13 protein-coding genes and 1 tRNA gene are annotated in these 25,187 nt (G+C 62.9%); 9 read left to right on the top strand and 5 right to left on the bottom strand.

Going from position 1 to position 25,187, the window contains the following annotated elements; genetic code table 11:
• Window positions 1–57: 57 nt before the first annotated feature.
• The 5 genes from ACFSQT_RS10975 to ACFSQT_RS10955 all read left to right on the top strand — a co-directional run bounded on the left by ACFSQT_RS10975 (window position 58) and on the right by ACFSQT_RS10955 (window position 4,103).
• The gene (locus ACFSQT_RS10975) at window positions 58–210 is read left to right on the top strand and encodes a histidine kinase (protein WP_379018488.1); all 153 of its coding nucleotides are present in this window, start codon (window positions 58–60) and stop codon (window positions 208–210) included.
• A gap of 50 nt (window positions 211–260) precedes the next feature.
• Window positions 261–1,190 (top strand): site-specific tyrosine recombinase XerD, encoded by a 930-nt coding sequence (locus ACFSQT_RS10970; protein WP_379018413.1) that lies wholly within the window; start codon window positions 261–263, stop codon window positions 1,188–1,190.
• Between the two features lie 99 nt (window positions 1,191–1,289).
• Window positions 1,290–2,240: an acetyl-CoA carboxylase carboxyltransferase subunit alpha gene (locus tag ACFSQT_RS10965; protein WP_379018411.1), complete on the top strand. Its 951-nt coding sequence runs from the start codon at window positions 1,290–1,292 to the stop codon at window positions 2,238–2,240.
• A gap of 218 nt (window positions 2,241–2,458) precedes the next feature.
• Entirely contained in the window at window positions 2,459–3,790 is a 1,332-nt protein-coding gene (locus ACFSQT_RS10960) for a L,D-transpeptidase family protein (protein WP_379018409.1), read from the top strand.
• 55 nt (window positions 3,791–3,845) lie between these two features.
• On the top strand, window positions 3,846–4,103 hold the full coding sequence (locus ACFSQT_RS10955) for a sulfurtransferase TusA family protein (RefSeq protein WP_379018407.1): 258 nt from the start codon (window positions 3,846–3,848) through the stop codon (window positions 4,101–4,103).
• Window positions 4,104–4,106: 3 nt separating this feature from the next.
• Here ACFSQT_RS10955 and ACFSQT_RS10950 read toward each other — a convergent pair whose 3' ends face one another.
• Both ACFSQT_RS10950 and ACFSQT_RS10945 read right to left on the bottom strand, forming a co-directional pair.
• A complete protein-coding gene (locus ACFSQT_RS10950) occupies window positions 4,107–5,219 on the bottom strand; it encodes a CobW family GTP-binding protein (RefSeq protein WP_379018405.1) in 1,113 nt (370 codons plus the stop codon).
• 4 nt (window positions 5,220–5,223) lie between these two features.
• The gene (locus ACFSQT_RS10945) at window positions 5,224–6,378 is read right to left on the bottom strand and encodes a serine hydrolase (RefSeq protein WP_379018403.1); all 1,155 of its coding nucleotides are present in this window, start codon (window positions 6,376–6,378) and stop codon (window positions 5,224–5,226) included.
• A 216-nt stretch (window positions 6,379–6,594) separates the two neighbouring features.
• On the opposite strand from ACFSQT_RS10945, the gene ACFSQT_RS10940 reads away from it, so the two are divergent.
• Together ACFSQT_RS10940 and ACFSQT_RS10935 are read left to right on the top strand one after the other, a co-directional pair.
• Complete coding sequence (locus tag ACFSQT_RS10940; protein ID WP_379018401.1) at window positions 6,595–7,758, top strand: M20 aminoacylase family protein; 1,164 nt, start codon at window positions 6,595–6,597, stop codon at window positions 7,756–7,758.
• An 85-nt stretch (window positions 7,759–7,843) separates the two neighbouring features.
• Window positions 7,844–7,920 (top strand) — tRNA-Arg (locus tag ACFSQT_RS10935).
• A 359-nt stretch (window positions 7,921–8,279) separates the two neighbouring features.
• Here ACFSQT_RS10935 and ACFSQT_RS10930 read toward each other — a convergent pair.
• Window positions 8,280–9,035, bottom strand: a complete 756-nt coding sequence (locus tag ACFSQT_RS10930) for a recombinase family protein (RefSeq protein ID WP_379018399.1) — start codon at window positions 9,033–9,035, stop codon at window positions 8,280–8,282.
• A gap of 768 nt (window positions 9,036–9,803) precedes the next feature.
• Here ACFSQT_RS10930 and ACFSQT_RS10925 point away from each other — a divergent pair.
• Window positions 9,804–10,265, top strand: a complete 462-nt coding sequence (locus ACFSQT_RS10925; protein WP_379018397.1) for a hypothetical protein — start codon at window positions 9,804–9,806, stop codon at window positions 10,263–10,265.
• 422 nt (window positions 10,266–10,687) lie between these two features.
• Window positions 10,688–21,745 (top strand): VCBS domain-containing protein, encoded by an 11,058-nt coding sequence (locus ACFSQT_RS10920; protein WP_379018395.1) that lies wholly within the window; start codon window positions 10,688–10,690, stop codon window positions 21,743–21,745.
• 226 nt (window positions 21,746–21,971) lie between these two features.
• Here the strand turns inward: ACFSQT_RS10920 and ACFSQT_RS10915 are convergent, their stop codons facing one another.
• Both ACFSQT_RS10915 and ACFSQT_RS10910 read right to left on the bottom strand, forming a co-directional pair.
• Window positions 21,972–23,318, bottom strand: coding sequence for an HlyD family type I secretion periplasmic adaptor subunit (locus ACFSQT_RS10915; protein ID WP_379018393.1), 1,347 nt, complete (start codon window positions 23,316–23,318; stop codon window positions 21,972–21,974).
• Window positions 23,305–25,074, bottom strand: a complete 1,770-nt coding sequence (locus ACFSQT_RS10910; protein ID WP_379018391.1) for a type I secretion system permease/ATPase — start codon at window positions 25,072–25,074, stop codon at window positions 23,305–23,307. The genes ACFSQT_RS10915 and ACFSQT_RS10910 overlap by 14 nt, the downstream gene beginning before the upstream one ends.
• Between the last annotated feature and the right edge of the window lie 113 nt (window positions 25,075–25,187).

Below are 25,187 nucleotides of genomic sequence, written 5' to 3'. Positions count from 1 at the left end.
GCGTCCCATAAGGGCACAGGGTTTGGAAACGCAGAACCAGAAGACGGGCGAAAATTGATGCCGACACTGTTTCGCTTTGTCGTGACCCTCGCGATTCTGGCCGGCATTGCCTATGGTACGATGTTCGCCCTGGTGATGTTCGTCGAGCCCAGGAAGGGGGAAATGAGCGTGCGCATTCCGCCCGAAAAGCTCAACCCCAAGAAAAGCTGATCGCCGCCAGGAAGCCCTGCCAAGAAAAATCCCGCCAAGAAAAACCCGGAATGAACAGCGCCGCCCGCATCGAAGCCTTTCTGGAAATGATGAGCGCCGAGCGCGGTGCCGCCGAAAACACGCTGTCCTCCTATCGCCGTGACCTCGAAGACGCTTCGGACGCGATCGATGGCGGGCTTGCCGGTGCCGCCGCGGTCAATATCCGCGCCTATCTCGACGACATCGCCGCGCGCGGCTTTGCGCCGACGTCGCAGGCGCGCAAACTGTCGGCGATCCGCCAGTTCTTCAAGTTTCTGTACGCCGAGGGCCTGCGCGCGGATGACCCGACCGGCACGCTGGACAGCCCGAAAAAGGGCCGCCCGCTACCGAAGACGATGAGCGAGGCCGACACCGGCCGGCTGATCGACCGCGCGGCACTCGAGGCCGGCGATCCCGGCAACGATACCGGGCGCGGCGACAGTGCGTGGCTGGGGGCACTGCGCCTGCATGCGCTGGTCGAGGTGCTTTATGCCACCGGCCTGCGTGTTTCCGAACTGGTCGGCCTGCCGGTGACGGTGGCGCAGCGCGACGACCGCTTGTTCATGGTGCGCGGCAAGGGCGACAAGGAGCGCATGGTGCCGCTGTCGGCCAAGGCGCGCACGGCGATGCGGAGCTGGCTTGCCGCCCGCGCCAAGGTGCCCGCCTTTGCCGACAGTCCGTTTCTGTTTCCGGCCGCCTCGAACAGCGGCTATCTCTCGCGCCAGGTCTTCGCCCGCGACCTGAAGGGGCTGGCGGCAAGGGCCGGCATCGCCTCGGCGAAGATCTCGCCGCACGTGCTGCGCCATGCTTTCGCCAGCCATCTCCTGCAGAACGGCGCCGATCTCAGGGCCGTGCAGCAGTTGCTCGGCCACGCCGACATATCGACGACACAGATTTACACCCATGTACTGGAAGAGCGGCTGGTGCGGCTGGTCAACGATCATCATCCGCTTGCCGACTAGGCCTCATATCGTTATGTGAGGACGACGTTTCACCGCCCGGAGCCTTGGATTTCAGGGTTCTGCCAGTCCTCGCCTTCCGACGTATCGGTCCGCTCAAGCATGTACAATTACCTCGATTTCGAAAAGCCGGTGCAGGACCTCGAGGGCAAGATCCTCGAGCTGAAGAAGCTTGCCGAGAATGGCGAAGCGGTCGATGTCGGCGACGAGATCAGCCGTCTCGAGAAGCGCTCGCGCGACGCACTGCGCGACGCCTACAAGGCGCTGACGCCGTGGCAGAAGGTGCAGGTGGCGCGCCATCCGGACAGGCCGCATTGCGTCGACTACATCAAGGGCCTGTTCAACGATTTCACGCCGCTGGCCGGCGACCGCAATTTCGGCGAGGACCAGGCGATTGTCGGCGGCTTCGCGCGCTTCCGCGGCGAGCCGGTGGCCATCATCGGCCAGGAAAAGGGTTCCGACACGACCAGCCGGCTGAGGCACAATTTCGGCTCGGTGCGGCCGGAAGGCTACCGCAAGGCGGTGCGGCTGATGGAGCTCGCCGACCGCTTCAATATCCCGCTGCTGACGCTGGTCGACACCGCCGGCGCCTATCCCGGCGTCGGTGCCGAGGAGCGCGGCCAGGCGGAAGCCATTGCCCGCTCGACCTCGGCCTGCCTTGGCCTGAAAGTGCCGTCGATCTCGGTGGTCATCGGCGAAGGCGGCTCCGGCGGCGCCATCGCGATCGCCACTGCTAACCGCGTCTACATGCTCGAACACGCCATCTATTCGGTGATTTCGCCGGAGGGCGCCGCCTCGATCCTGTGGCGCGACACGACGCGGTCGAAGGACGCGGCGACCAATATGAAGATCACCGCGCAGGATCTTCTGGAGCTGAAGATCATCGATGCGATCATCCCCGAGCCGCTCGGCGGCGCGCATCGTGGTGCCGAAACCGTGATTGCCGCGACAGGCGACCTCATCGCCAAGACGATGAAGGAGTTTTCCGGCGCCAACACCGATTTCCGCGAGCAGCGCCGCGAGAAATACCTGGCAATGGGCCGTAGTCTCTAACCATGGTCCGGCGCCTGTCCGCCGCAATGTGGCGGCGCGGAGCATTTTTGCCACAAAAATGCCGCTGCATTCGGCTCAATGAGACTGCCGCCAGGGGACGCATCGACACTTGCGGTAAGGAATTTTCAAGGTTAACGGGCTTAGGGTCCGTCCATATGCAGCGCAGCAGCCGGGGCGTAAAACGCCCTGGCGTCAGAGAAAAGACGATATCCGTAGCCATGTTCGCAAAGCTTGCCCGCACCGGAATCCTGATCGCTGCCCTCGGCGTTGCCGGCTGCAACAATTCGTCGATGAAGGATTTCGCGCCGGAGGCCAACAAGCCGCTGCCCGACAAGATCCTTGCCGACATGAAGGCCAAGGGCATGATCCGCACCTCGTCGGTGATGGCCCGCATCTTCAAGGAAGAGGGCAAGCTCGAAATCTGGAAAGCCAAGACCAATGGCCGCTACGACATGGTGGCCAGCTACGACATCTGCAAATGGTCGGGCAAGCTTGGGCCGAAATACACTGAGGGCGACCGCCAGGCGCCGGAAGGTTTCTATACGGTGCGCCCGTCACAGATGAACCCGCGCTCGAACTATCATCTGTCGTTCAACATCGGCTTTCCCAACGCCTATGACCGTGCCAACGGCCGCACCGGCGCCAACCTGATGGTGCACGGCGCCTGTTCGTCGTCGGGCTGTTATTCGATGACCGACGCGCAGATCGAGCAGATCTATGCCTTCGGCCGTGACGCCTTCCAGGGCGGCCAGACCGAATTCCAGATCCAGGCGTTTCCGTTCCGCATGACCGCCGCCAACATGGCGCGCTACCGCAACGACCCGAATTACGAATTCTGGAAGATGCTGAAGGTCGGCTACGACAATTTCGAGGTCACCAAGGTGCCGCCGAAGGTCGACGTCTGCGAGAAGCGCTATGTCTTCAATCAAGTTGCCGCCGAAGGCCAGACTTTCAATCCGACCGGCCCCTGCCCGGTAACGACGCAGCCTGATTCGCTGAAGAGCGCCTACAACGCCTATCAGAGCACCTACGACGCGGCGTTCAACGGCGCGCTCAAGGCCAGCGTGCCCCCGCCGAAGCCGACCATCGCTGGCGTCAAGGAAGCCAGCATCGTCTCCGACTGGTCGAAGCGCCGGGCCCGCGGCGAGCGCGTGCCGATCGATCCGCCGTCGCTCAATACCGACGGCTCGGTCACCGAGACGGCGCGCATGGGCCGCATCGATTCGCCGGCCGGCCGCAAGATGGCCGCGCTCGACGCCGAAAAGGCCGCCAAGCAGAAGGCCGAGGAGCAGAGGCTTGCCGCCATAGAGGCCGCCAAGCAGGCCAAGGAAGCCGCCAAGGCCCAGGCTCTGGCCGAAAAGGAAGCCGCCAAGGCACAGGCCCTCGCCGAGAAGGAAGCCGCCAAGACCGCCAAGGAAGCCCCTGTCGCCACCGCCACCATCACGGCCCCCACGGAGGCGCCGCCTGTGGTTGAAACGCAGGCGGCAAGCGCCGACGAGAGCCGGGTCACCAGGCTGAAGAACAAGCTGCTCGGCATGTTCGGCGGCTGAGGTCTTTCGCCAATGCATGTCGCCCAGAAGTGCGCAGCGGCTTTGGCACAACGACATGCTTGAAAACAAGGCCTCCAAGCACGACGCTGTCTATGACCTGAAGGGGCTGAACTGCCCTTTGCCGGTGCTGAAAGCGAAAAAGCGCCTGGCCGCAATGCAGCCTGGCAGCCGGCTGTGGCTCGAGACCACAGACCCGCTCGCCGTCATCGATATTCCGGCATTCTGCGCCGACAGCGGCCATCAGCTGATCGAGACGGCCTCGGTGTCCGGTGGCCATCGTTTTCTGGTCGAGCGCGGCGAGCAGCAATCGTAGAGTTTAACGCCCGGCGATCGCCAGCGGATTGTTTTCCAGCGCCGTGCGGTCTGGCGTGTCGATGGCCGGCCGGTTGGTGAAGGCGGCAAACAGCCGGCGCACATAGTCTTCCGGCATGTCAAGCGTGATCAGCACCAGCCGCGTGCCGCGCTGGCCGTCCGGCCAGGACGGCAATTGCACCGGCGGATGCAGGATCTTCTGCACGCCATGGATCACCAATGGCCGCGACGGGTCTTCCCTGAGTTCGATGACGCCCTTCATGCGCAGCAGATGCTCGCCATGCGTCGAACGCAGCAGGTCGAGGAACATCTCGATCGCCGAAAACGGCACCGGTCCATCATGGACCAGCGAATAGGAGCGCACCCGCTGATCGTGGCGATGGCCGTGGTCGTGGCCATGCTGGTGATCATGATCGTCATGACCGTGGTGGTCATGATCATGCGCCGCTTCCTCGCCCAGCCAGCGCCGCACGTCGGCGGATTTGGTCGCCGGGTTGTAGAGCCCGCAATCAAACAGCGCCGCCACACCCGTCCCCGTGTCGGCGGCATCAAGCAACTCGGCCCCCGGATTGATCTGCCGCAGGCGCGCCCGCAGCGTCTCCAGTTCGCTGGCATCGGCGATCAGATCGGCTTTGCTGAGCACGATGCGGTCGGCGACGGCGACCTGCTTGACCGCTTCGACATGGGCGTCGAGCGTGGCGCTGCCATTGACCGCATCGACGAGCGTGATGACGCCGTCGAGCCGGAAGGCCTGGACAAGCGCCGGATGGGCCATGATCGACTGCAGCACCGGCGCCGGATCGGCAAGGCCCGTGGTCTCGACGATGACGCGGGCAAGCCGGGCGATGCGGCCGGTCTGCAGCCTGTCGACCAGATCGGCCAGCGTGTCGACCAGTTCGCCGCGGACCGTGCAGCACAGGCAGCCGTCCGAAAGCTGGATGATCCCATCGGAGGCCTGCTCGACCAGCAGATGGTCGATCGCCACCTCGCCGAACTCGTTGATGATGACCGCCGTGTCGGCCAGCGCCGGGTCCTTCAACAGCCGGTTGAGCAGCGTCGTCTTGCCGGCGCCGAGGAAACCGGTCAGCACCGAGACTGGGATCGGGAAGCCGCCCATCAGGCTAGTTCGCGGCCTTGACCGGCTGGTCGCCTTGCGCGGCGGAACCGGCAATGACCGCCGGTGCCGGCCTGTCGGGGCGCCAACTCGGGATCGGCACGTCGGCATATTCCTGGCCGCCCTGGCCGAGCATGGCCTTCGGCGCCGGGCCGTTGGCGCCGCCAAGGCCGACGGCAACCAGTGTCGGCACATGGTCGAGCTTTTCCTGGTAAGGCGACTTCGGCACGTCCTTGGCGGCGGCGGCCGGCGGTGCCTCGGACTGCTCTGCGGGCGCCTTCTTCTTGCAGATCTCGTCATGCATGTCGTTGGGCGAGACCGTGTCGCCGTAGGGCGCCAGCGTGGCGATGGTGGCCGAGCCGGCGGCCGGCGTGTCAAAACCCTGGTCGAGCAGTTTCGCCGCACTCTCGGCGCGGGTGATTGCCGACTTCTCGCCAAGCACGACCGCCACCAGGGTGCGGCCGTTGCGCGTCGCCGAGCCGATCATGTTGAAGCCGGAGGGACAGACGAAGCCCGTCTTCATGCCGTCGGCGCCGGGATAGCGGCCGATGAGCAGATTGTAGTTCGGGATCGCCTTCTTGCCGACCGCAAGCCCCTCGATCGAGAACCACGGCGCATATTGCGGAAATTCACGCCGGATCGCCATCACCAGGACGGCGAGGTCGCGTGCCGTCGTGTACTGGTCCGGCGAATAGAGCCCGTTCGGATTGACGAAATGCGAGCCGTTCATGCCGAGCCGGGTCGCCTCGGCGTTCATCCGTTCGGCGAAGGCTGCCTGCGAGCCGCCGACATTCTCGCCGATTGCCATGGCGATGTCATTGGCCGACTTGACCAGCATCATCTTCAGCGCATTGTCGAGCCGCATCACCGAGCCCGGCTTGAAGCCCATCTTGCTTGGCGGCTCGGCGGCGGAGTGTTTCGTCACCTTGATCGGCGAATCGAGCTGGACCTCGCCGGCCGCGATCGCCCGGAAGGTCACATAAGCGGTCATCAGCTTGCTCAGCGACGCCGGATACCAGCGCTTGAACGCATCCTGATGCTGCAGGATCTTGCCGTCGTTGAGGTCGAACACAACCACCGGATTGGCCAGCGCTGACCCGGCCAGGACCGACAGTGCGATTGCGCCAGCCGAGAATAGTTTGAGGAAATGCCTGTGCCGCATGATCAAATCCGAAATCGCCTCTTGCCGTAGTCGCCCCTGGCTCCGTAAGATTTCGTTACGCGATCGCCAGCATGATGGGTCCGACCCTCAAAAACCGGACCACATCGTTGCGGTGCTATTTACCCTATGTGACGCCAACATGGCAAAGCGCCTGACGATCACAATTGCAAGGCAGCGGACGACGCCCGCCTGTCCCAACAGCGAGATGGAACCATCATGCCAATCCTGAACCGTGCCGCCGAAATGCAGAACGAAGTTGCCGGCTGGCGTCAGCACCTGCACCAGACGCCAGAACTGAACTTCGACGTCTTCAAGACCGCCGCGTTCGTCACCGAGAAGCTGAAGGCCTTCGGTTGCGACGACGTGGTCACCGGCCTCGGCAAGACCGGCGTCGTTGGCATCATCCGCGGCCGCCAGGGCGCGGGCCCCACCATCGGCCTGCGCGCCGACATGGACGCGCTGCCGCTCAACGAGATCTCCGGCAAGCCCTACGCTTCGACCATTCCCGGCAAGATGCATGCCTGCGGCCATGACGGCCACACGGCCATGCTTTTGGGGGCCGCGAAATATCTCGCCGAGACGCGCAACTTCACCGGTTCGGTGGCGGTGATCTTCCAGCCGGCGGAGGAAGGCGGCGGCGGCGGCAACGAGATGGTCAAGGACGGCATGATGGAACGCTTCGACATCTCCAAGGTGTTCGGCATGCACAACATGCCGGGCCTGCCTGTCGGGCAGTTCGCCATCCGACCGGGCCCGATCATGGCGGCGACGGCCGAGTTCACCATCACCGTGCGCGGCAAGGGCGGCCATGCGGCGATGCCGCACGGCACCATCGACCCGATCGTCATCACCAGCCAGCTGGTCGGCGCCTTGCAGACGATCGCCTCGCGCAGCACCGATCCGGTCGAGGCCGTGGTGGTGTCGGTGACCAAGTTCCACGCCGGCGATGCCTACAACATCATTCCCGAAACGGCCGAAATCGCCGGCACCGTGCGCACCTTGCGCAAGGAAATCGCCAAAAAGTCGGAAGAGCGCATCCGCGCCATCTGCGACGGGCTGGCGACCGCTTTCGGCGCCAGGATCGAGGTCGATTATCAGGCGAACTACCCCGTGACATTCAACCACGCGGAAGAGACGGTGTTTGCCGGCGATGTCGCGGCAAACGTCGCCGGCGATGCCCATGTGCACCGCGGCATCCAGCCGGTGATGGGCGGCGAGGATTTCTCCTACATGCTGGAAGCTCGCCCCGGCGCCTTCATCTTCATCGGCAACGGCGACACCGCCGGCCTCCACCATCCGGCCTACGACTTCAACGACGCGGTCATCCCGCATGGCATGAGCTACTGGGTGAAACTGGCGGAAACCGCACTCGCCGCCTGAAGCCGGCCGCGCAGCGGGCTGGCCGAATTGCCTTCGGCCGGCCTCTTGGCGAAACGATCCGAAGCGGCTATGTGTCTGGCCGCGTGGTCCCGTAGCTCAGTAGGATAGAGCGGCAGATTCCTAATCTGTAGGTCACAGGTTCGATTCCTGTCGGGATCACCACTCAGTCACAGCAAATATGGCTTGCGCAGGCTGGCTCTAAATTCGGTCGACATATCCGTGGGATAGGCTGGGCCGTCTCTGAACAGTCGGGCTTGGTCGCCCCGCAGGTCTCTGTTTCTCGCGCTTTTTCACCACCCGTCTCTGCAGGCGGTTTTCCGCGCCCTATTGTTTTCAATAGCGATGCAATGAGGATCGTTGGATATCCTGAAGAATGTGCCCCAACGCCAGACGGCTGACTTGGGCCATCGACCAATGAGGCTATCAAAAGCCCAGGGAGGTCCGTTGCTGATCCCAATCGGCCGGAAGATTGACAAGCCGTGCGAGCCGCCGTGCGGTCAGATTGATGGGGTGTTTGCCCGCTAGGATGTCGTCCACAATCGCCGGAGATAGGAAGGCCAGCGGCAAAGCCTTGCTAAGGTCCGCTCGGTGAATTCCGGTGGCTTTCGAAAGCTCAGAGATACTTCGAGCCGTGCCATTTGTAAATGCCGCCAACATGGCGTGCGACCTAGCCAGTAGGTTGATGAGGCTAGGCGGGATTTGCCTTTCAGTAGAGCGATCAGCTGCTCATCGACAATTAATTCCAATTCATCAGCCGGAACTCTCCAACCACTATCGTCTGTGCGCCGGGCGACCTTCAACCTATTGGAGATATAGTAGCGGTAGCGCTTGCCATGATTGCTGGCATAAGCCGGGCTCAATCGATCCCCGGTCTCGTCGAAGACGAGACCGGTTAGCAGATGCAGATCCGCGACATTCGACTGAGACCGCCGTCTCGGCCCTTGCTCCTTTAGCAAAGCCTGAACTGAGGCAAACAACTCGGCATCTACGATTGGTTGATGGACGCCGTCGTAGCATGTGTTTTTGTGCCGAGCCTGGCCTATGTAAACCGGGTTTGAAAGTAGATGATAAAGCCGCCCGCGGCTGATCGGAGGTCGGAGCGAGTTGGGTCCATCCATCGTTCGGTTCTGGTTGAGTTCCTCAGCCAGGGCCAGCACAGACTTCAATTCCAGATAGCGTTGGAATATCGCCCTGACGGTTGTCGCACCAGCTTCATCAACTACCAGCTTCTTGTCGACGGCGCTGTAGCCTAGCCAATCGGACGTCCGCACGTTCACAGGTTTGGTCGAAAACCACCCTCCCGTCTACGTCCGTTTCTTCAAGGTCAGATTCTTCAGCGGACAGTCCGCTAACGGCCAATTGCGGTCATGTGCGAAGTTGCATCCGATTGGCTGCTTCTGGCGCGCAGCCGGTCGCTGAATTCGCAGAACATCCGTTATGGAATACGCGGATCGATTGCATGCCAATCCTCGCGCTAGCACACCGCTGTACTTTGGGTTGGTTGGATCAGCCATTTGCCGGGCCAGAGCCGGAGCACCAACCGGCTTCGTGATTCATCCCGTCCCAAGCCGATCGTGGCACGCTCTGTGGGCCGACTTCACCAGACCACCGGCAATGCGAAAATGCGAAAAAATTTAGTCACGCGGGCTCAATTTTAGACCGTTAACCGTTCATCCGTTTGGATGTTGACGCTTACTCTTCATTGGCGTTAAGAATGCGTTAATATAAGCGCCTCCTAAAAAAGAAAACTGACCGGCAATCAGGAAAGGGCGTTATGGGGGCTATGGGAACGCAGAGCGGCTAGCAGAGTCGTTGCGGCTACATGTTGAGCCAAGACTGCACGGACGGCCATGTTGAGTCTGGCTGATCGCGGGACTGTGTCCATGCGACTGGACTGCGCACTGACAGTGGCCGTCTGCCAGAATTGGCATGTTGATCGTACTGTTTCAGATGGAGAGTGACTAATCTTTCAATGCGGCAGTGAAAATAGATGTGGAGGGCATCTGTATCTGTACCCGTGTATGAGTAAAAAGGGTGGGGTTAAAATGGCTTCTTCTCAGATCGCACGCGCCGGTGGAACTGCGATAGCGCGTTCCAATTCACCGCGGGCCGGCGACGACGTCGTCAGCTTTACCGACGATACGACCATCCTCATTTCGCCCCGCCGGCCCAGTATTTCCCTCGACCAGATGACAAATGATCTAGGCGAAGACGCAAAGACACTTTCCCCCATCTACAGTGACTTTTCCGCCTCGATCGATACAAACAAACCCTCGGTTGCTCGTGAAGATCCGGCCGGGGCCAAGCTATGTCCAATGCCTCCGCGAGCGTGTGAGCTTGGCGTCAGCACAACTGTCATCGGTCTGGATGGGAACTCATTTGATGCTGGCGCTCTCGCAGGGATCATTCCCTGGCTGGCGATCGCAAGCCATTCGCACTTGATTTCATTTGAATGGCGACTCCGACGGGCGTTGACGCGTCCGGCCGACGTTAAATGTTTCGCATAAAGAACTTGCGCTTCGGGCAAGCGCTCCATGGGCACTAGGGGGAAACTATTATGGGTGGAACAACGACATCTTTTTCAAATACGCCGCAGGCAGTGGATGATTTCTTCACCAGCGTTTTCACCGGGCTCACTGAAGACAGTTTCGGGACCATTTTCCTCAATGTAATGGCCAACGATCTAGGCGGAAACGCCAAATCACTATGGTCAGTGGATAACGGCACGAACAACACAGGCGCGATGAGCGGCTACATCGCAGCTGATTTGTTGACGCAGGACTTAGGCCGGATTGAATCCGCGGGTTCCGATACAAGTGCCAACGGCGCAAAGATCTGGATTACGGCCGACGGGAAGGTGGGATACGATACAGCGTTTTTGTCGACTGCTTTCAGGTCGCAGTTGCAGGGGTTGAATGCCGGCCAATATTTGACGGACACCTTTATCTACTCTATCCGGCTCGGCAACGGGACGCTCAGCTGGGCAACCGCGACCATTCAGTTCGCGGGGACCAACGACGGGCCGGTTCTGAGCGGCACAAGCGATCCGGCAGCGGTGCTCGAACTGACTAGTGCCTCGGCCCAGAACCTGGCGGCGATCACAGGCAATTTCTCTGTGAGCGATCTCGATATCGGCAACACGCTGCATGCGTCGGTCGTGGGCAGCCCGGTGGTGCAGCTCAATGGCAGTCCGTTCTCGTTGCCCGCCGGGGCAGCCGCGCTGATCGCCAGTGGCGCATTCACGCTGACGGATACAACCTCCAACGGTGGCGCGGCCAACATCGGCTACAGCTACGATCCGACCGCCGCCAACCTCGATTTCCTGCGCGCGGGCCAGAGCCTGACCATCACCTACACGGTGCAGGTCAATGACGGCACGACCAACTCAGGCACGCAGAATGTCACTTTCACCATCCACGGCACCAACGACGCCGCCGTGATCGGCGATCCGACCGTCGCCGACGTCACCGAGGACAGCTCGCCGACCACCCTGACGGCGACCGGCTCGATTTCGATCACTGATGTCGACACCGGCGAGAACCACTTCAACACGACCGTGACCCCCGGCGCCGGCAATCTCGGCGCCCTCGTCCTGGCCGCCGACGGCTCCTACACCTACTCGGTCGCCAACGCCGCCGTGCAGTTCCTGGCCGGCAGCAACGCCAATGGCGGCACCGCCACCCATCTCGACACCTTCACCGTGACCGCGGCCGACGGCACCTCCAAGCTCGTCAGCTTCACCATCCACGGCACCAACGACGCCGCCGTGATCGGCGATCCGACCGTCGCCGACGTCACCGAGGACAGCTCGCCGACCACCCTGACGGCGACCGGCTCGATTTCGATCACTGATGTCGACACCGGCGAGAACCACTTCAACACGACCGTGACCCCCGGCGCCGGCAATCTCGGCGCCCTCGTCCTGGCCGCCGACGGCTCCTACACCTACTCGGTCGCCAACGCCGCCGTGCAGTTCCTGGCCGGCAGCAACGCCAATGGCGGCACCGCCACCCATCTCGACACCTTCACCGTGACCGCGGCCGACGGCACCTCCAAGCTCGTCAGCTTCACCATCCACGGCACCAACGACGCCGCCGTGATCGGCGATCCGACCGTCGCCGACGTCACCGAGGACAGCTCGCCGACCACCCTGACGGCGACCGGCTCGATTTCGATCACTGATGTCGACACCGGCGAGAACCACTTCAACACGACCGTGACCCCCGGCGCCGGCAATCTCGGCGCCCTCGTCCTGGCCGCCGACGGCTCCTACACCTACTCGGTCGCCAACGCCGCCGTGCAGTTCCTGGCCGGCAGCAACGCCAATGGCGGCACCGCCACCCATCTCGACACCTTCACCGTGACCGCGGCCGACGGCACCTCCAAGCTCGTCAGCTTCACCATCCACGGCACCAACGACGCCGCCGTGATCGGCGATCCGACCGTCGCCGACGTCACCGAGGACAGCTCGCCGACCACCCTGACGGCGACCGGCTCGATTTCGATCACTGATGTCGACACCGGCGAGAACCACTTCAACACGACCGTGACCCCCGGCGCCGGCAATCTCGGCGCCCTCGTCCTGGCCGCCGACGGCTCCTACACCTACTCGGTCGCCAACGCCGCCGTGCAGTTCCTGGCCGGCAGCAACGCCAATGGCGGCACCGCCACCCATCTCGACACCTTCACCGTGACCGCGGCCGACGGCACCTCCAAGCTCGTCAGCTTCACCATCCACGGCACCAACGACGCCGCCGTGATCGGCGATCCGACCGTCGCCGACGTCACCGAGGACAGCTCGCCGACCACCCTGACGGCGACCGGCTCGATTTCGATCACTGATGTCGACACCGGCGAGAACCACTTCAACACGACCGTGACCCCCGGCGCCGGCAATCTCGGCGCCCTCGTCCTGGCCGCCGACGGCTCCTACACCTACTCGGTCGCCAACGCCGCCGTGCAGTTCCTGGCCGGCAGCAACGCCAATGGCGGCACCGCCACCCATCTCGACACCTTCACCGTGACCGCGGCCGACGGCACCTCCAAGCTCGTCAGCTTCACCATCCACGGCACCAACGACGCCGCCGTGATCGGCGATCCGACCGTCGCCGACGTCACCGAGGACAGCTCGCCGACCACCCTGACGGCGACCGGCTCGATTTCGATCACTGATGTCGACACCGGCGAGAACCACTTCAACACGACCGTGACCCCCGGCGCCGGCAATCTCGGCGCCCTCGTCCTGGCCGCCGACGGCTCCTACACCTACTCGGTCGCCAACGCCGCCGTGCAGTTCCTGGCCGGCAGCAACGCCAATGGCGGCACCGCCACCCATCTCGACACCTTCACCGTGACCGCGGCCGACGGCACCTCCAAGCTCGTCAGCTTCACCATCCACGGCACCAACGACGCCGCCGTGATCGGCGATCCGACCGTCGCCGACGTCACCGAGGACAGCTCGCCGACCACCCTGACGGCGACCGGCTCGATTTCGATCACTGATGTCGACACCGGCGAGAACCACTTCAACACGACCGTGACCCCCGGCGCCGGCAATCTCGGCGCCCTCGTCCTGGCCGCCGACGGCTCCTACACCTACTCGGTCGCCAACGCCGCCGTGCAGTTCCTGGCCGGCAGCAACGCCAATGGCGGCACCGCCACCCATCTCGACACCTTCACCGTGACCGCGGCCGACGGCACCTCCAAGCTCGTCAGCTTCACCATCCACGGCACCAACGACGCCGCCGTGATCGGCGATCCGACCGTCGCCGACGTCACCGAGGACAGCTCGCCGACCACCCTGACGGCGACCGGCTCGATTTCGATCACTGATGTCGACACCGGCGAGAACCACTTCAACACGACCGTGACCCCCGGCGCCGGCAATCTCGGCGCCCTCGTCCTGGCCGCCGACGGCTCCTACACCTACTCGGTCGCCAACGCCGCCGTGCAGTTCCTGGCCGGCAGCAACGCCAATGGCGGCACCGCCACCCATCTCGACACCTTCACCGTGACCGCGGCCGACGGCACCTCCAAGCTCGTCAGCTTCACCATCCACGGCACCAACGACGCCGCCGTGATCGGCGATCCGACCGTCGCCGACGTCACCGAGGACAGCTCGCCGACCACCCTGACGGCGACCGGCTCGATTTCGATCACTGATGTCGACACCGGCGAGAACCACTTCAACACGACCGTGACCCCCGGCGCCGGCAATCTCGGCGCCCTCGTCCTGGCCGCCGACGGCTCCTACACCTACTCGGTCGCCAACGCCGCCGTGCAGTTCCTGGCCGGCAGCAACGCCAATGGCGGCACCGCCACCCATCTCGACACCTTCACCGTGACCGCGGCCGACGGCACCTCCAAGCTCGTCAGCTTCACCATCCACGGCACCAACGACGCCGCCGTGATCGGCGATCCGACCGTCGCCGACGTCACCGAGGACAGCTCGCCGACCACCCTGACGGCGACCGGCTCGATTTCGATCACTGATGTCGACACCGGCGAGAACCACTTCAACACGACCGTGACCCCCGGCGCCGGCAATCTCGGCGCCCTCGTCCTGGCCGCCGACGGCTCCTACACCTACTCGGTCGCCAACGCCGCCGTGCAGTTCCTGGCCGGCAGCAACGCCAATGGCGGCACCGCCACCCATCTCGACACCTTCACCGTGACCGCGGCCGACGGCACCTCCAAGCTCGTCAGCTTCACCATCCACGGCACCAACGACGCCGCCGTGATCGGCGATCCGACCGTCGCCGACGTCACCGAGGACAGCTCGCCGACCACCCTGACGGCGACCGGCTCGATTTCGATCACTGATGTCGACACCGGCGAGAACCACTTCAACACGACCGTGACCCCCGGCGCCGGCAATCTCGGCGCCCTCGTCCTGGCCGCCGACGGCTCCTACACCTACTCGGTCGCCAACGCCGCCGTGCAGTTCCTGGCCGGCAGCAACGCCAATGGCGGCACCGCCACCCATCTCGACACCTTCACCGTGACCGCGGCCGACGGCACCTCCAAGCTCGTCAGCTTCACCATCCACGGCACCAACGACGCCGCCGTGATCGGCGATCCGACCGTCGCCGACGTCACCGAGGACAGCTCGCCGACCACCCTGACGGCGACCGGCTCGATTTCGATCACTGATGTCGACACCGGCGAGAACCACTTCAACACGACCGTGACCCCCGGCGCCGGCAATCTCGGCGCCCTCGTCCTGGCCGCCGACGGCTCCTACACCTACTCGGTCGCCAACGCCGCCGTGCAGTTCCTGGCCGGCAGCAACGCCAATGGCGGCACCGCCACCCATCTCGACACCTTCACCGTGACCGCGGCCGACGGCACCTCCAAGCTCGTCAGCTTCACCATCCACGGCACCAACGACGCCGCCGTGATCGGCGATCCGACCGTCGCCGACGTCACCGAGGACAGCTCGCCGACCACCCTGACGGCGACCGGCTCGATTTCGATCACTGATGTCGACACCGGCGAGAACCACTTCAACACGACCGTGACCCCCGGCGCCGGCAATCTCGGCGCCCTCGTCCTGGCCGCCGACGGCTCCTACACCTACTCGGTCGCCAACGCCGCCGTGCAGTTCCTGGCCGGCAGCAACGCCAATGGCGGCACCGCCACCCATCTCGACACCTTCACCGTGACCGCGGCCGACGGCACCTCCAAGCTCGTCAGCTTCACCATCCACGGCACCAACGACGCCGCCGTGATCGGCGATCCGACCGTCGCCGACGTCACCGAGGACAGCTCGCCGACCACCCTGACGGCGACCGGCTCGATTTCGATCACTGATGTCGACACCGGCGAGAACCACTTCAACACGACCGTGACCCCCGGCGCCGGCAATCTCGGCGCCCTCGTCCTGGCCGCCGACGGCTCCTACACCTACTCGGTCGCCAACGCCGCCGTGCAGTTCCTGGCCGGCAGCAACGCCAATGGCGGCACCGCCACCCATCTCGACACCTTCACCGTGACCGCGGCCGACGGCACCTCCAAGCTCGTCAGCTTCACCATCCACGGCACCAACGACGCCGCCGTGATCGGCGATCCGACCGTCGCCGACGTCACCGAGGACAGCTCGCCGACCACCCTGACGGCGACCGGCTCGATTTCGATCACTGATGTCGACACCGGCGAGAACCACTTCAACACGACCGTGACCCCCGGCGCCGGCAATCTCGGCGCCCTCGTCCTGGCCGCCGACGGCTCCTACACCTACTCGGTCGCCAACGCCGCCGTGCAGTTCCTGGCCGGCAGCAACGCCAATGGCGGCACCGCCACCCATCTCGACACCTTCACCGTGACCGCGGCCGACGGCACCTCCAAGCTCGTCAGCTTCACCATCCACGGCACCAACGACGCCGCCGTGATCGGCGATCCGACCGTCGCCGACGTCACCGAGGACAGCTCGCCGACCACCCTGACGGCGACCGGCTCGATTTCGATCACTGATGTCGACACCGGCGAGAACCACTTCAACACGACCGTGACCCCCGGCGCCGGCAATCTCGGCGCCCTCGTCCTGGCCGCCGACGGCTCCTACACCTACTCGGTCGCCAACGCCGCCGTGCAGTTCCTGGCCGGCAGCAACGCCAATGGCGGCACCGCCACCCATCTCGACACCTTCACCGTGACCGCGGCCGACGGCACCTCCAAGCTCGTCAGCTTCACCATCCACGGCACCAACGACGCCGCCGTGATCGGCGATCCGACCGTCGCCGACGTCACCGAGGACAGCTCGCCGACCACCCTGACGGCGACCGGCTCGATTTCGATCACTGATGTCGACACCGGCGAGAACCACTTCAACACGACCGTGACCCCCGGCGCCGGCAATCTCGGCGCCCTCGTCCTGGCCGCCGACGGCTCCTACACCTACTCGGTCGCCAACGCCGCCGTGCAGTTCCTGGCCGGCAGCAACGCCAATGGCGGCACCGCCACCCATCTCGACACCTTCACCGTGACCGCGGCCGACGGCACCTCCAAGCTCGTCAGCTTCACCATCCACGGCACCAACGACGCCGCCGTGATCGGCGATCCGACCGTCGCCGACGTCACCGAGGACAGCTCGCCGACCACCCTGACGGCGACCGGCTCGATTTCGATCACTGATGTCGACACCGGCGAGAACCACTTCAACACGACCGTGACCCCCGGCGCCGGCAATCTCGGCGCCCTCGTCCTGGCCGCCGACGGCTCCTACACCTACTCGGTCGCCAACGCCGCCGTGCAGTTCCTGGCCGGCAGCAACGCCAATGGCGGCACCGCCACCCATCTCGACACCTTCACCGTGACCGCGGCCGACGGCACCTCCAAGCTCGTCAGCTTCACCATCCACGGCACCAACGACGCCGCCGTGATCGGCGATCCGACCGTCGCCGACGTCACCGAGGACAGCTCGCCGACCACCCTGACGGCGACCGGCTCGATTTCGATCACTGATGTCGACACCGGCGAGAACCACTTCAACACGACCGTGACCCCCGGCGCCGGCAATCTCGGCGCCCTCGTCCTGGCCGCCGACGGCTCCTACACCTACTCGGTCGCCAACGCCGCCGTGCAGTTCCTGGCCGGCAGCAACGCCAATGGCGGCACCGCCACCCATCTCGACACCTTCACCGTGACCGCGGCCGACGGCACCTCCAAGCTCGTCAGCTTCACCATCCACGGCACCAACGACGCCGCCGTGATTTCCAACCTTAACGTGAGCAGCACCTCCATCAGCTTCATCGCGACTGACCCCGACAATCCGACCCTATCCTTGTCAGCGCCGTTTGCCGCTGCTTTCGGCAACCCATCAATCACCAGCGGGGCGACTACGGCCCTCACTCCTACGCAGCAGGCGTCCGTCGTCTCGGGAACTCTGCAGGTCACTGATGGGAGCGCCAACGCGAATGTTGTCGACCTGTTCCTCGGCACCAGCGCCGGCAACAGCTTCACTGCCGGTGCGAGCAGCACCGCGATCTACGGATTTGCGGGCAATGATACCCTTACGGGTGGCAGCAGCGCCGATTGGATCTTCGGTGGTGCTGATGACGATACGATCATCGGTGCGCAGAACGACAATTTGCTCGACGGCGGCACTGAAACCGACATCCTTCAGATCGGAGCAAATTTTGCCAGCACCAGCGATGCGCAGATCGTCAACATCGAGAACGTCCTGCTGACTTCCGCGGCGACGTTGAACTTCTCCAATCAGACGGAAGGCTTCACAATCACCGGCTCGGCCGGCGTGGACAGCATCACAGGCGGCTCGGCCGCTGACACTATCGTGGGCGCGCAGAACGATACGCTGCTCGACGGCAGCGGCGGCAATGACACGCTGCAGATCGGCGCCAACTTCATCAGTGCGAGCGATACGCAGATCGCGAACATCGAAAACATTGTGCTCACCGCGGCCTCGACGTTGAACTTCTCCAATCAGACGGAAGGTTTCACGATCATCGGCTCGGCCGGCGTGGACATCATCACCGGTGGCTCGGGCGCCGACACCATCACCGGCGGCGCCGGTGCCGACACGCTCGACGGCAGCGGCGGCAACGACACATTCAATCTGGCGAACGGTAACTTCGTGGCGGGCGAATCGATCACCGGCGGCGCAGGGGCCGACCAGATCGTGCTGACGACGTCCGGCATCGTAGACTTCTCTACCGGGACCCTGAGCGGAATCGAGACGCTGACCGGCAGCAGCGGCGACGATGGGCTGACGCTGGGCGTAGCGCAGTTCGCAGGGTTCAACGCCATTGACCTGGGGTCGGGAGCAGGCGACTACGTCAATGTCAATGTCACCGGCACGGTGGATATCTCGACGGCAAACAACCCGACGCTCACCGGCGTTGAGGGACGCAATCTCACCGGCTCCGGCGGGAACGACTCGATCACGCTGACCGGCGCGCAATTGAATGCCTTCACATCATCGATCAGTCTTGCCGGCGGGACCGACACGATCAACCTGACCTCGACCTCGACTGTTCTCAACACGCTCGCCGACATCAGTCTCGTCAATGTCGAGGCGATCTCGGCGGCCGGGGCTGCGGTCGGCGTGACGATCAACCTCGGCATTCAGAGCGAGGCGTTCACGATCACCGGCAGCGCGTCCGCCGACACCATCACCGGTGGCTCGGGCGCCGACACCATCACCGGCGGCGCCGGTGCCGACACGCTCGACGGCAGCGGCGGCAACGACACATTCAATCTGGCGAACGGTAACTTCGTGGCGGGCGAATCGATCACCGGCGGCGCAGGGGCCGACCAGATCGTGCTGACGACGTCCGGCATCGTAGACTTCTCTACCGGGACCCTGAGCGGAATCGAGACGCTGACCGGCAGCAGCGGCGACGATGGGCTGACGCTGGGCGTAGCGCAGTTCGCAGGGTTCAACGCCATTGACCTGGGGTCGGGAGCAGGCGACTACGTCAATGTCAATGTCACCGGCACGGTGGATATCTCGACGGCAAACAACCCGACGCTCACCGGCGTTGAGGGACGCAATCTCACCGGCTCCGGCGGGAACGACTCGATCACGCTGACCGGCGCGCAATTGAATGCCTTCACATCATCGATCAGTCTTGCCGGCGGGACCGACACGATCAACCTGACCTCGACCTCGACTGTTCTCAACACGCTCGCCGACATCAGTCTCGTCAATGTCGAGGCGATCTCGGCGGCCGGGGCTGCGGTCGGCGTGACGATCAACCTCGGCATTCAGAGCGAGGCGTTCACGATCACCGGCAGCGCGTCCGCCGACACCATCACCGGCGGCTCGGGGGTCGACAGTATCTCAGCACAGAACGGCAACGACACGATCGTCGGTGCCCAGAACGATACGCTGCTCGACGGCGGCGGCAATTCCGACACGTTGCAGTTGGGCGCGAACTTCACGTCATCCAGCGATGCGCAAATCGCGAACATCGAAAACATCACGCTGACCACTGGTGTGTCGTTGAACCTGTCGAACCAGACTGAGGCGTTCAACATCAACGGCTCGTCGAGTGCGGACACCATCATAGGAGGCGGTGGCGCGGAAACCATCAACGGCCAAGGCGGCAATGACACATTGACAGGCAATGGCGGCGCGGATCAATTCCGGCTGCGCACCAACGGCGGGACCGACACGATATCCGACTACGCGGACAACACCGACAAAATCGCCTTCCTTGGCGGGGCTGTTACGGGTGGCTTCACCTTTGGTAACACGACGGCGACGGCTGGTGGCGCAACGCTCGATAGCAACGACTTCACTAGCCGCAATGCTATCAGCACCATCAACAACAACGACGACAATCAAGTAGACGTCATTAGCAATTCTCAAACCACTACCCAGATCTTGAACGATACGGGAGGCGGGGCGACGAACCTGTACGCGATCGTCTTTAACTCAACGACCGGCAAGGGAGAAATCTGGTTCGACTCAGACTGGAGCAATACGGGTAGCCGCGTGCAGGTGGCAACTCTCAGCAACGTCACAAATGTGGCGGGCGTTACCGCGATCACTGCCTCTGACATTGTCGTCTACGACAACACGCTTGGACCCGCAGGCGTTGCCGGCAGCGCGATCACTCTCGGCCTCACCGATCCGGCGGCTGGTCATATCGGTCCACTCACTCTCACGATCAGCGGCATTCCGGCAGGCTGGAGCCTGAGCGAAGGCGTCGACGCCGGCGACGGCACCTGGACGGTTTCGACCGATAAAGTCGCTGCGCTCTCAATCACCTCGCCGGATAGTTATGCCGGTGCGCTGCTGCTCAATATCACCGAGGCTTGGACAAACAGCGACGGCAGCACGGGCGGAGCGCTTGCGGCCGCTAACGTCGAGGTCTTCGCTCAAGGCAATCCGATCTACGCGCTTTCCACCGACGATCACCTCACCGGCTCCTCCGGCGCCGATCTGTTCGTCTTCGGTCAGCCGATTGCCGCCGATACACTGCACAATTTCGATGTGGCGGCAGACAAGATCGACCTGATCGGGTTCGATGGCGTCAACGGCTTCAGTGACCTTGCCATCACCGACGACGGTAACGGCAATGCCTTGATCACCGTCGGCACCGGTGAGACGATCACCGTGCAGGGCGTGGTGGCCTCAGATCTCGCAGCCGGCAACTTCCTCTTCAATCAGGAGCCGGTCACCCACAATGCCGGCACGATGTCGATCGCCGACGGCGCGATTATGCCGCTCGGCGGGGTGATCGACAACACGGGCACGATCGCGCTCGACAGTGCCGGCTCGACCACGCAGCTCGAAGTGATCGCCAGCGGCATAACGCTGCAAGGTGGTGGACAGATCGTCCTGTCCGACAGCGATGCGAACGTGATCTCCGGCACGTCTGCCGACGTCACCTTGACCAATGTCGACAACACCATCTCCGGCGCCGGCCAACTCGGCGGCGGTCTGCTCGGTCTGAACAACCAAGGCGCGATCATCGCCACCGGCACCCATGCGCTGGTTATCGACACCGGGAGCAGCACCATCGTCAACTCGGGAACGCTGGAGGCGACGGGGTCGGGTGGCCTGACGATCAACGGTGCCGTCGCCAACTCCGGACTGATCTGGGCCAATGGCGGTGACATCGCAATCGGCGGTCAGGTTACCGGCGACGGCGATGCCATCATCGGAAACATGTCGCAGCTGGAGTTTCACGCCGCCTCATCCGCAGACGTCATTTTCGGGACGGATGCAGCTGGCACATTGCGGCTGGACGATTCATTCGATTTCAGCGGCAGCATCGCCGGCATCACCAATGATGACAAAGTAGACCTCGGAGATATCTGGTACGGCACTGGAACATCCGCTGTCTATCAGGCAAACCAGGATGGAAGTGGGGGAACGTTGACTGTTTCGGACGGCACCCATGATGCCACGCTCCACATCGTCGGCGCTTACGATGCAGACAGCTTCACCGTAGCCGACGACGGCACTGGGCGGACAGTGGTTGGTTATAATCCGGCGGACGACTTCCACTTCGTCTGACGTTGAAGGCCGCAGGCTCCAATGTGATAGCGGGCGCCGGATCAATCCGGCGCCCGCTTCACATCCGAGCTTCCGATTATCAGGGAGATGGGGCGGGCCAAGAGCGGATCACCGTTTCAGGGAAACGGCGAACCCCACTCTATCTCTTTGTTTTGACACAAATCCCCAGGGAAAGCGCTACGCGCTTTTCCCGGGAAAACCGTTTCACAGTTTTCCTGGAATTGCTCTATCTCTCCCGGAAGGCGCGCTGGAACGAGTCCACAAGGGGCTTGGTCAGATAAGCCAGGAACGTTCGTTCGCCGGTTGAGATGAACGTTTCGACCGGCATGCCGGGATAGATCTGCTCGGGCTTGACATGCGGTGGCAGCTTGTCGGCCATTTTAAGCCGGACGGTGAAGTAAGGCAGTCCCGTGCTGGGTGTTATCAGCCGGTCCGCCGAAATGTAGAACACCTTTCCAGGCACTTTCGGCGTCGTGCGCGCGTTGAGTGCCGTGAACATCATGTTTGCGTCCTGCCCCACTCGGATTGAGTCGATGTCTTCGGGCTTTATCCTGGCCTCGACGATGAGCTCGTTCGTGGTCGGCAGAAGCTCCATCACCACCTCCCCTGCTCGGATGACGCTGCCTTCGGAATTGTAAAGCGATCGGACGATGATGCCATCCACAGGCGCCCGGATGGTCGTCCGCTCCAGGACCGATCGAGCAGCGTTGATTTGTTCCTCGAGGTCCGCGACCTGTGCCCGGGCTTTGTTCAGTTCCGTGACGGCATCCTCGACCCGGCTGGTTGTAAGCCTTTCAATCTGCTGGCGCGCTTCTACGGTCTGGGTCGCCGAGCTGGCAATCTGCGCTTCCAGAGATCCTGCCTGGCCGACCAGCTCGGCAGTGCTGCGCAGAAGATCGGTATATTCGGAACGATTCGTGAGTCCTTTTTTCAGCAGGTCTTTTTTTCTTTCCGTCTCCTCGTTGACGATCGCGAGCTGATTTTCCGCTGCCTCCTTCTGAGCCTTTAACCCGACAACGGCGTCCTGAAGAGCTGCCACCCTTTGCTTCAGAATCCCCTGTTCCGCGCCGTAACGCGCTAGCCGCGCCTGAAATTCCTTGTTTTGCTCTCCGAAGACACCGCTATATTCGGAGGCGCCTGAATAGGCTCCCAGGTCACTGGACAAGACAATTTTCTCAAGGCCGTCCCGTTCTGCTTCGAGCCGAGAAATTTCAGCCTTTTCTGCAACCCACTGCTTGAGAACGCGGTTGAGCTGGGACTGCGCCACCGTCGGATCGAGCACGATCAGGGCCTGGCCTCTTAAGACCCTGTCACCCTCGCGAACTCTAATGCTGCCGACGACACCTCCTTCGAGGTGCTGGATCATAACATTCTGCCCTGCTGCTGCGACCACACCCGGCGCGATCGTTGCTCCGGCAATCGGTGCAGTGGCTGCCCAGAACCCGAAGCCGAGCACGAAAACGGCCACGCTTGCATATCCCGCCAGCGTGATCCGATCCGTGCGTGTATCGATGTCGCGCTGCCAGCGATACGTCTTAGCGCCCGTCTGGATGGTTTGGCTAGGAACCGTCATTGGCGACCTTTACGTCCACGCGAGCAGGTGACGGGAAAGGCACCACTCCTTCGTTGTCATAGGACTGAGCGGCCGCGGCCGCCGCCGCTTGGCCCCGTCGCTGGGCAAGTTGGTCGAGCACGTCCTTGGTCAAACCGTAAATCTCGACCTGGCCATTGCGCAGCATGAGTATACGATCGCATTTGGAAGCGAGGGAGGGACGGTGGGTTATGACGAGCACGGTCGTTTTTCGTGATCGCGCCTGGATGATCGCCCGCTCGAGTGCGGCTTCGCCGTCGGAATCAAGATTCGCATTGGGCTCGTCGAGAACCAGGACCTTGGGATCGCCGTAAAAGGCGCGTGCGAGCCCAATGCGCTGACGCTCGCCACCCGAGAGGCGAACGCCGGTCGGGCCGATCACCGTCGAATACCCGTCCCTCTGACCCAGGATAAGCTCATGCACCTGCGCCTGCTGCGCTGCTTGAACCAATTTCTCATCAGGCGCATTTGGCTCAAAACGTGCGATGTTCTGGCCGATGGTCCCTGGGAAAAGTTCCACATCCTGCGGAAGATAGCCAATATGACGGCCGAGTTCCTCCGGATCCCAGTTTCGAATATCGCCGCCATCGATGCGGATCGCTCCGGAACGGGGCTCAATGGCACCGACTATGAGGCGCGCCAGCGTCGATTTTCCTGCCTGGCTTGGCCCGACGATCGCGACTGTTTCGCCGGCGCCTACTTCAAAGGTCAAGCGTTTTATCAGCGGCAGCGACCCGTCGGCCGAACCCGGAAGATGATAGACTATTTGATCTGCGCTCAACGCCCCTTGAGGCGATGGCAATGCAACATTTTCCTTTGGTCCGGACCTTGATTGGGCAGCTGAAAGCCGCTTCCATGCAAGATTGGCGTCGATGACCTGCCGCCAACTTCCAATGATCTGATCAAGAGGTTGCAAGGCGCGCGCCGAAATCATCGACGACGCAAATATCATACCGGCGGTCATCTCGTTGTGCAGAACCAGATAAGCGCCGACGCCCAATATCGCGATTTGCAGTACCGATCGTGTGGTGCGGGACACACCGCCGTAAAATGCGTTGGTGCGAGCGAGCCCATCGGAGGCGTGCAGCGAGCCGGAAAAACGAGTGCCCCAGAACTCTATCGCGTTCGACACCATGCCGAGCGCGCGAACCGTTTCGAAGTTTCGCGCGAAGGCCTGCGCCGAATTCATTGCGGCGCTAAGATTCTCCGCCGCCTCCTTGCCAGGCCGCGAACTCGCGACCTGGTTCAGCACGGCGATGGAAACCATGAGAACCGCTCCGACGACCGTTACAAGGAAAAGCAACGGGTGGATGAAATAAAGCAGGCCCACGAAGATTGGCCCAAAAGGAAGGTCGAAGAGAAAGAAAATCGTTCGTGAAGCGATGAAACCTCGCAGGGTGGCTAAGTCTCGCAAGGCTTGGACATCGCCGAGTCCAGCGCGGGGGCCACTCATTGCCGCGAGAAAAGACGATGTACCCAAAGAGACATCCAGTCGCGCGGCGAGTCGGCTTGCATACACGCCCCGCACGACTTCGAGCACTCCGAAAAGCAAAAGCGACGCAAGCGCCAGCAAGGTTAGGTAGGTGAGAGTATCCAGGTTGGCGGCGGGCAAAACTCGATCATATACCTGCAGCATATAGAGAGGCAGAATTAACACCAGGGTGTTCATCACTGCGGAGAAGAGGCCCATTTCGACCACGCTCCTCGACAGCACCTTTCTTCCTGTAGAACTGGACATCCCCAAAATTGGCTCCCCCCCGGGATAAGCGGTCAAATTAGACGACCATCATATATCATACGGGGTTGCCACGCTATCGGTTGGGATTCTTTTGATAGCCATAGTAAAGACCG

The organism is Mesorhizobium calcicola, from assembly GCF_042682105.1.
Taxonomy (GTDB): domain Bacteria; phylum Pseudomonadota; class Alphaproteobacteria; order Rhizobiales; family Rhizobiaceae; genus Mesorhizobium; species Mesorhizobium calcicola.
This window is presented reverse-complemented; position numbering and strand designations above follow the sequence as displayed.

Bases quoted from the DNA above. Each gene is read 5' to 3' on its own strand.
- ACFSQT_RS10950 (WP_379018405.1), bottom strand. From the start codon at position 5,219: ATGGGCGGCTTCCCGATCCCAGTCTCGGTGCTGACCGGTTTCCTCGGC.
- ACFSQT_RS10965 (WP_379018411.1), top strand. From the start codon at position 1,290: ATGTACAATTACCTCGATTTCGAAAAGCCGGTGCAGGACCTCGAGGGC.
- ACFSQT_RS10940 (WP_379018401.1), top strand. From the start codon at position 6,595: ATGCCAATCCTGAACCGTGCCGCCGAAATGCAGAACGAAGTTGCCGGC.
- ACFSQT_RS10960 (WP_379018409.1), top strand. From the start codon at position 2,459: ATGTTCGCAAAGCTTGCCCGCACCGGAATCCTGATCGCTGCCCTCGGC.
- ACFSQT_RS10945 (WP_379018403.1), bottom strand. From the start codon at position 6,378: ATGCGGCACAGGCATTTCCTCAAACTATTCTCGGCTGGCGCAATCGCA.
- ACFSQT_RS10970 (WP_379018413.1), top strand. From the start codon at position 261: ATGAACAGCGCCGCCCGCATCGAAGCCTTTCTGGAAATGATGAGCGCC.
- ACFSQT_RS10915 (WP_379018393.1), bottom strand. From the start codon at position 23,318: ATGACGGTTCCTAGCCAAACCATCCAGACGGGCGCTAAGACGTATCGC.
- ACFSQT_RS10910 (WP_379018391.1), bottom strand. From the start codon at position 25,074: ATGTCCAGTTCTACAGGAAGAAAGGTGCTGTCGAGGAGCGTGGTCGAA.
- ACFSQT_RS10955 (WP_379018407.1), top strand. From the start codon at position 3,846: ATGCTTGAAAACAAGGCCTCCAAGCACGACGCTGTCTATGACCTGAAG.
- ACFSQT_RS10975 (WP_379018488.1), top strand. From the start codon at position 58: ATGCCGACACTGTTTCGCTTTGTCGTGACCCTCGCGATTCTGGCCGGC.
- ACFSQT_RS10925 (WP_379018397.1), top strand. From the start codon at position 9,804: ATGGCTTCTTCTCAGATCGCACGCGCCGGTGGAACTGCGATAGCGCGT.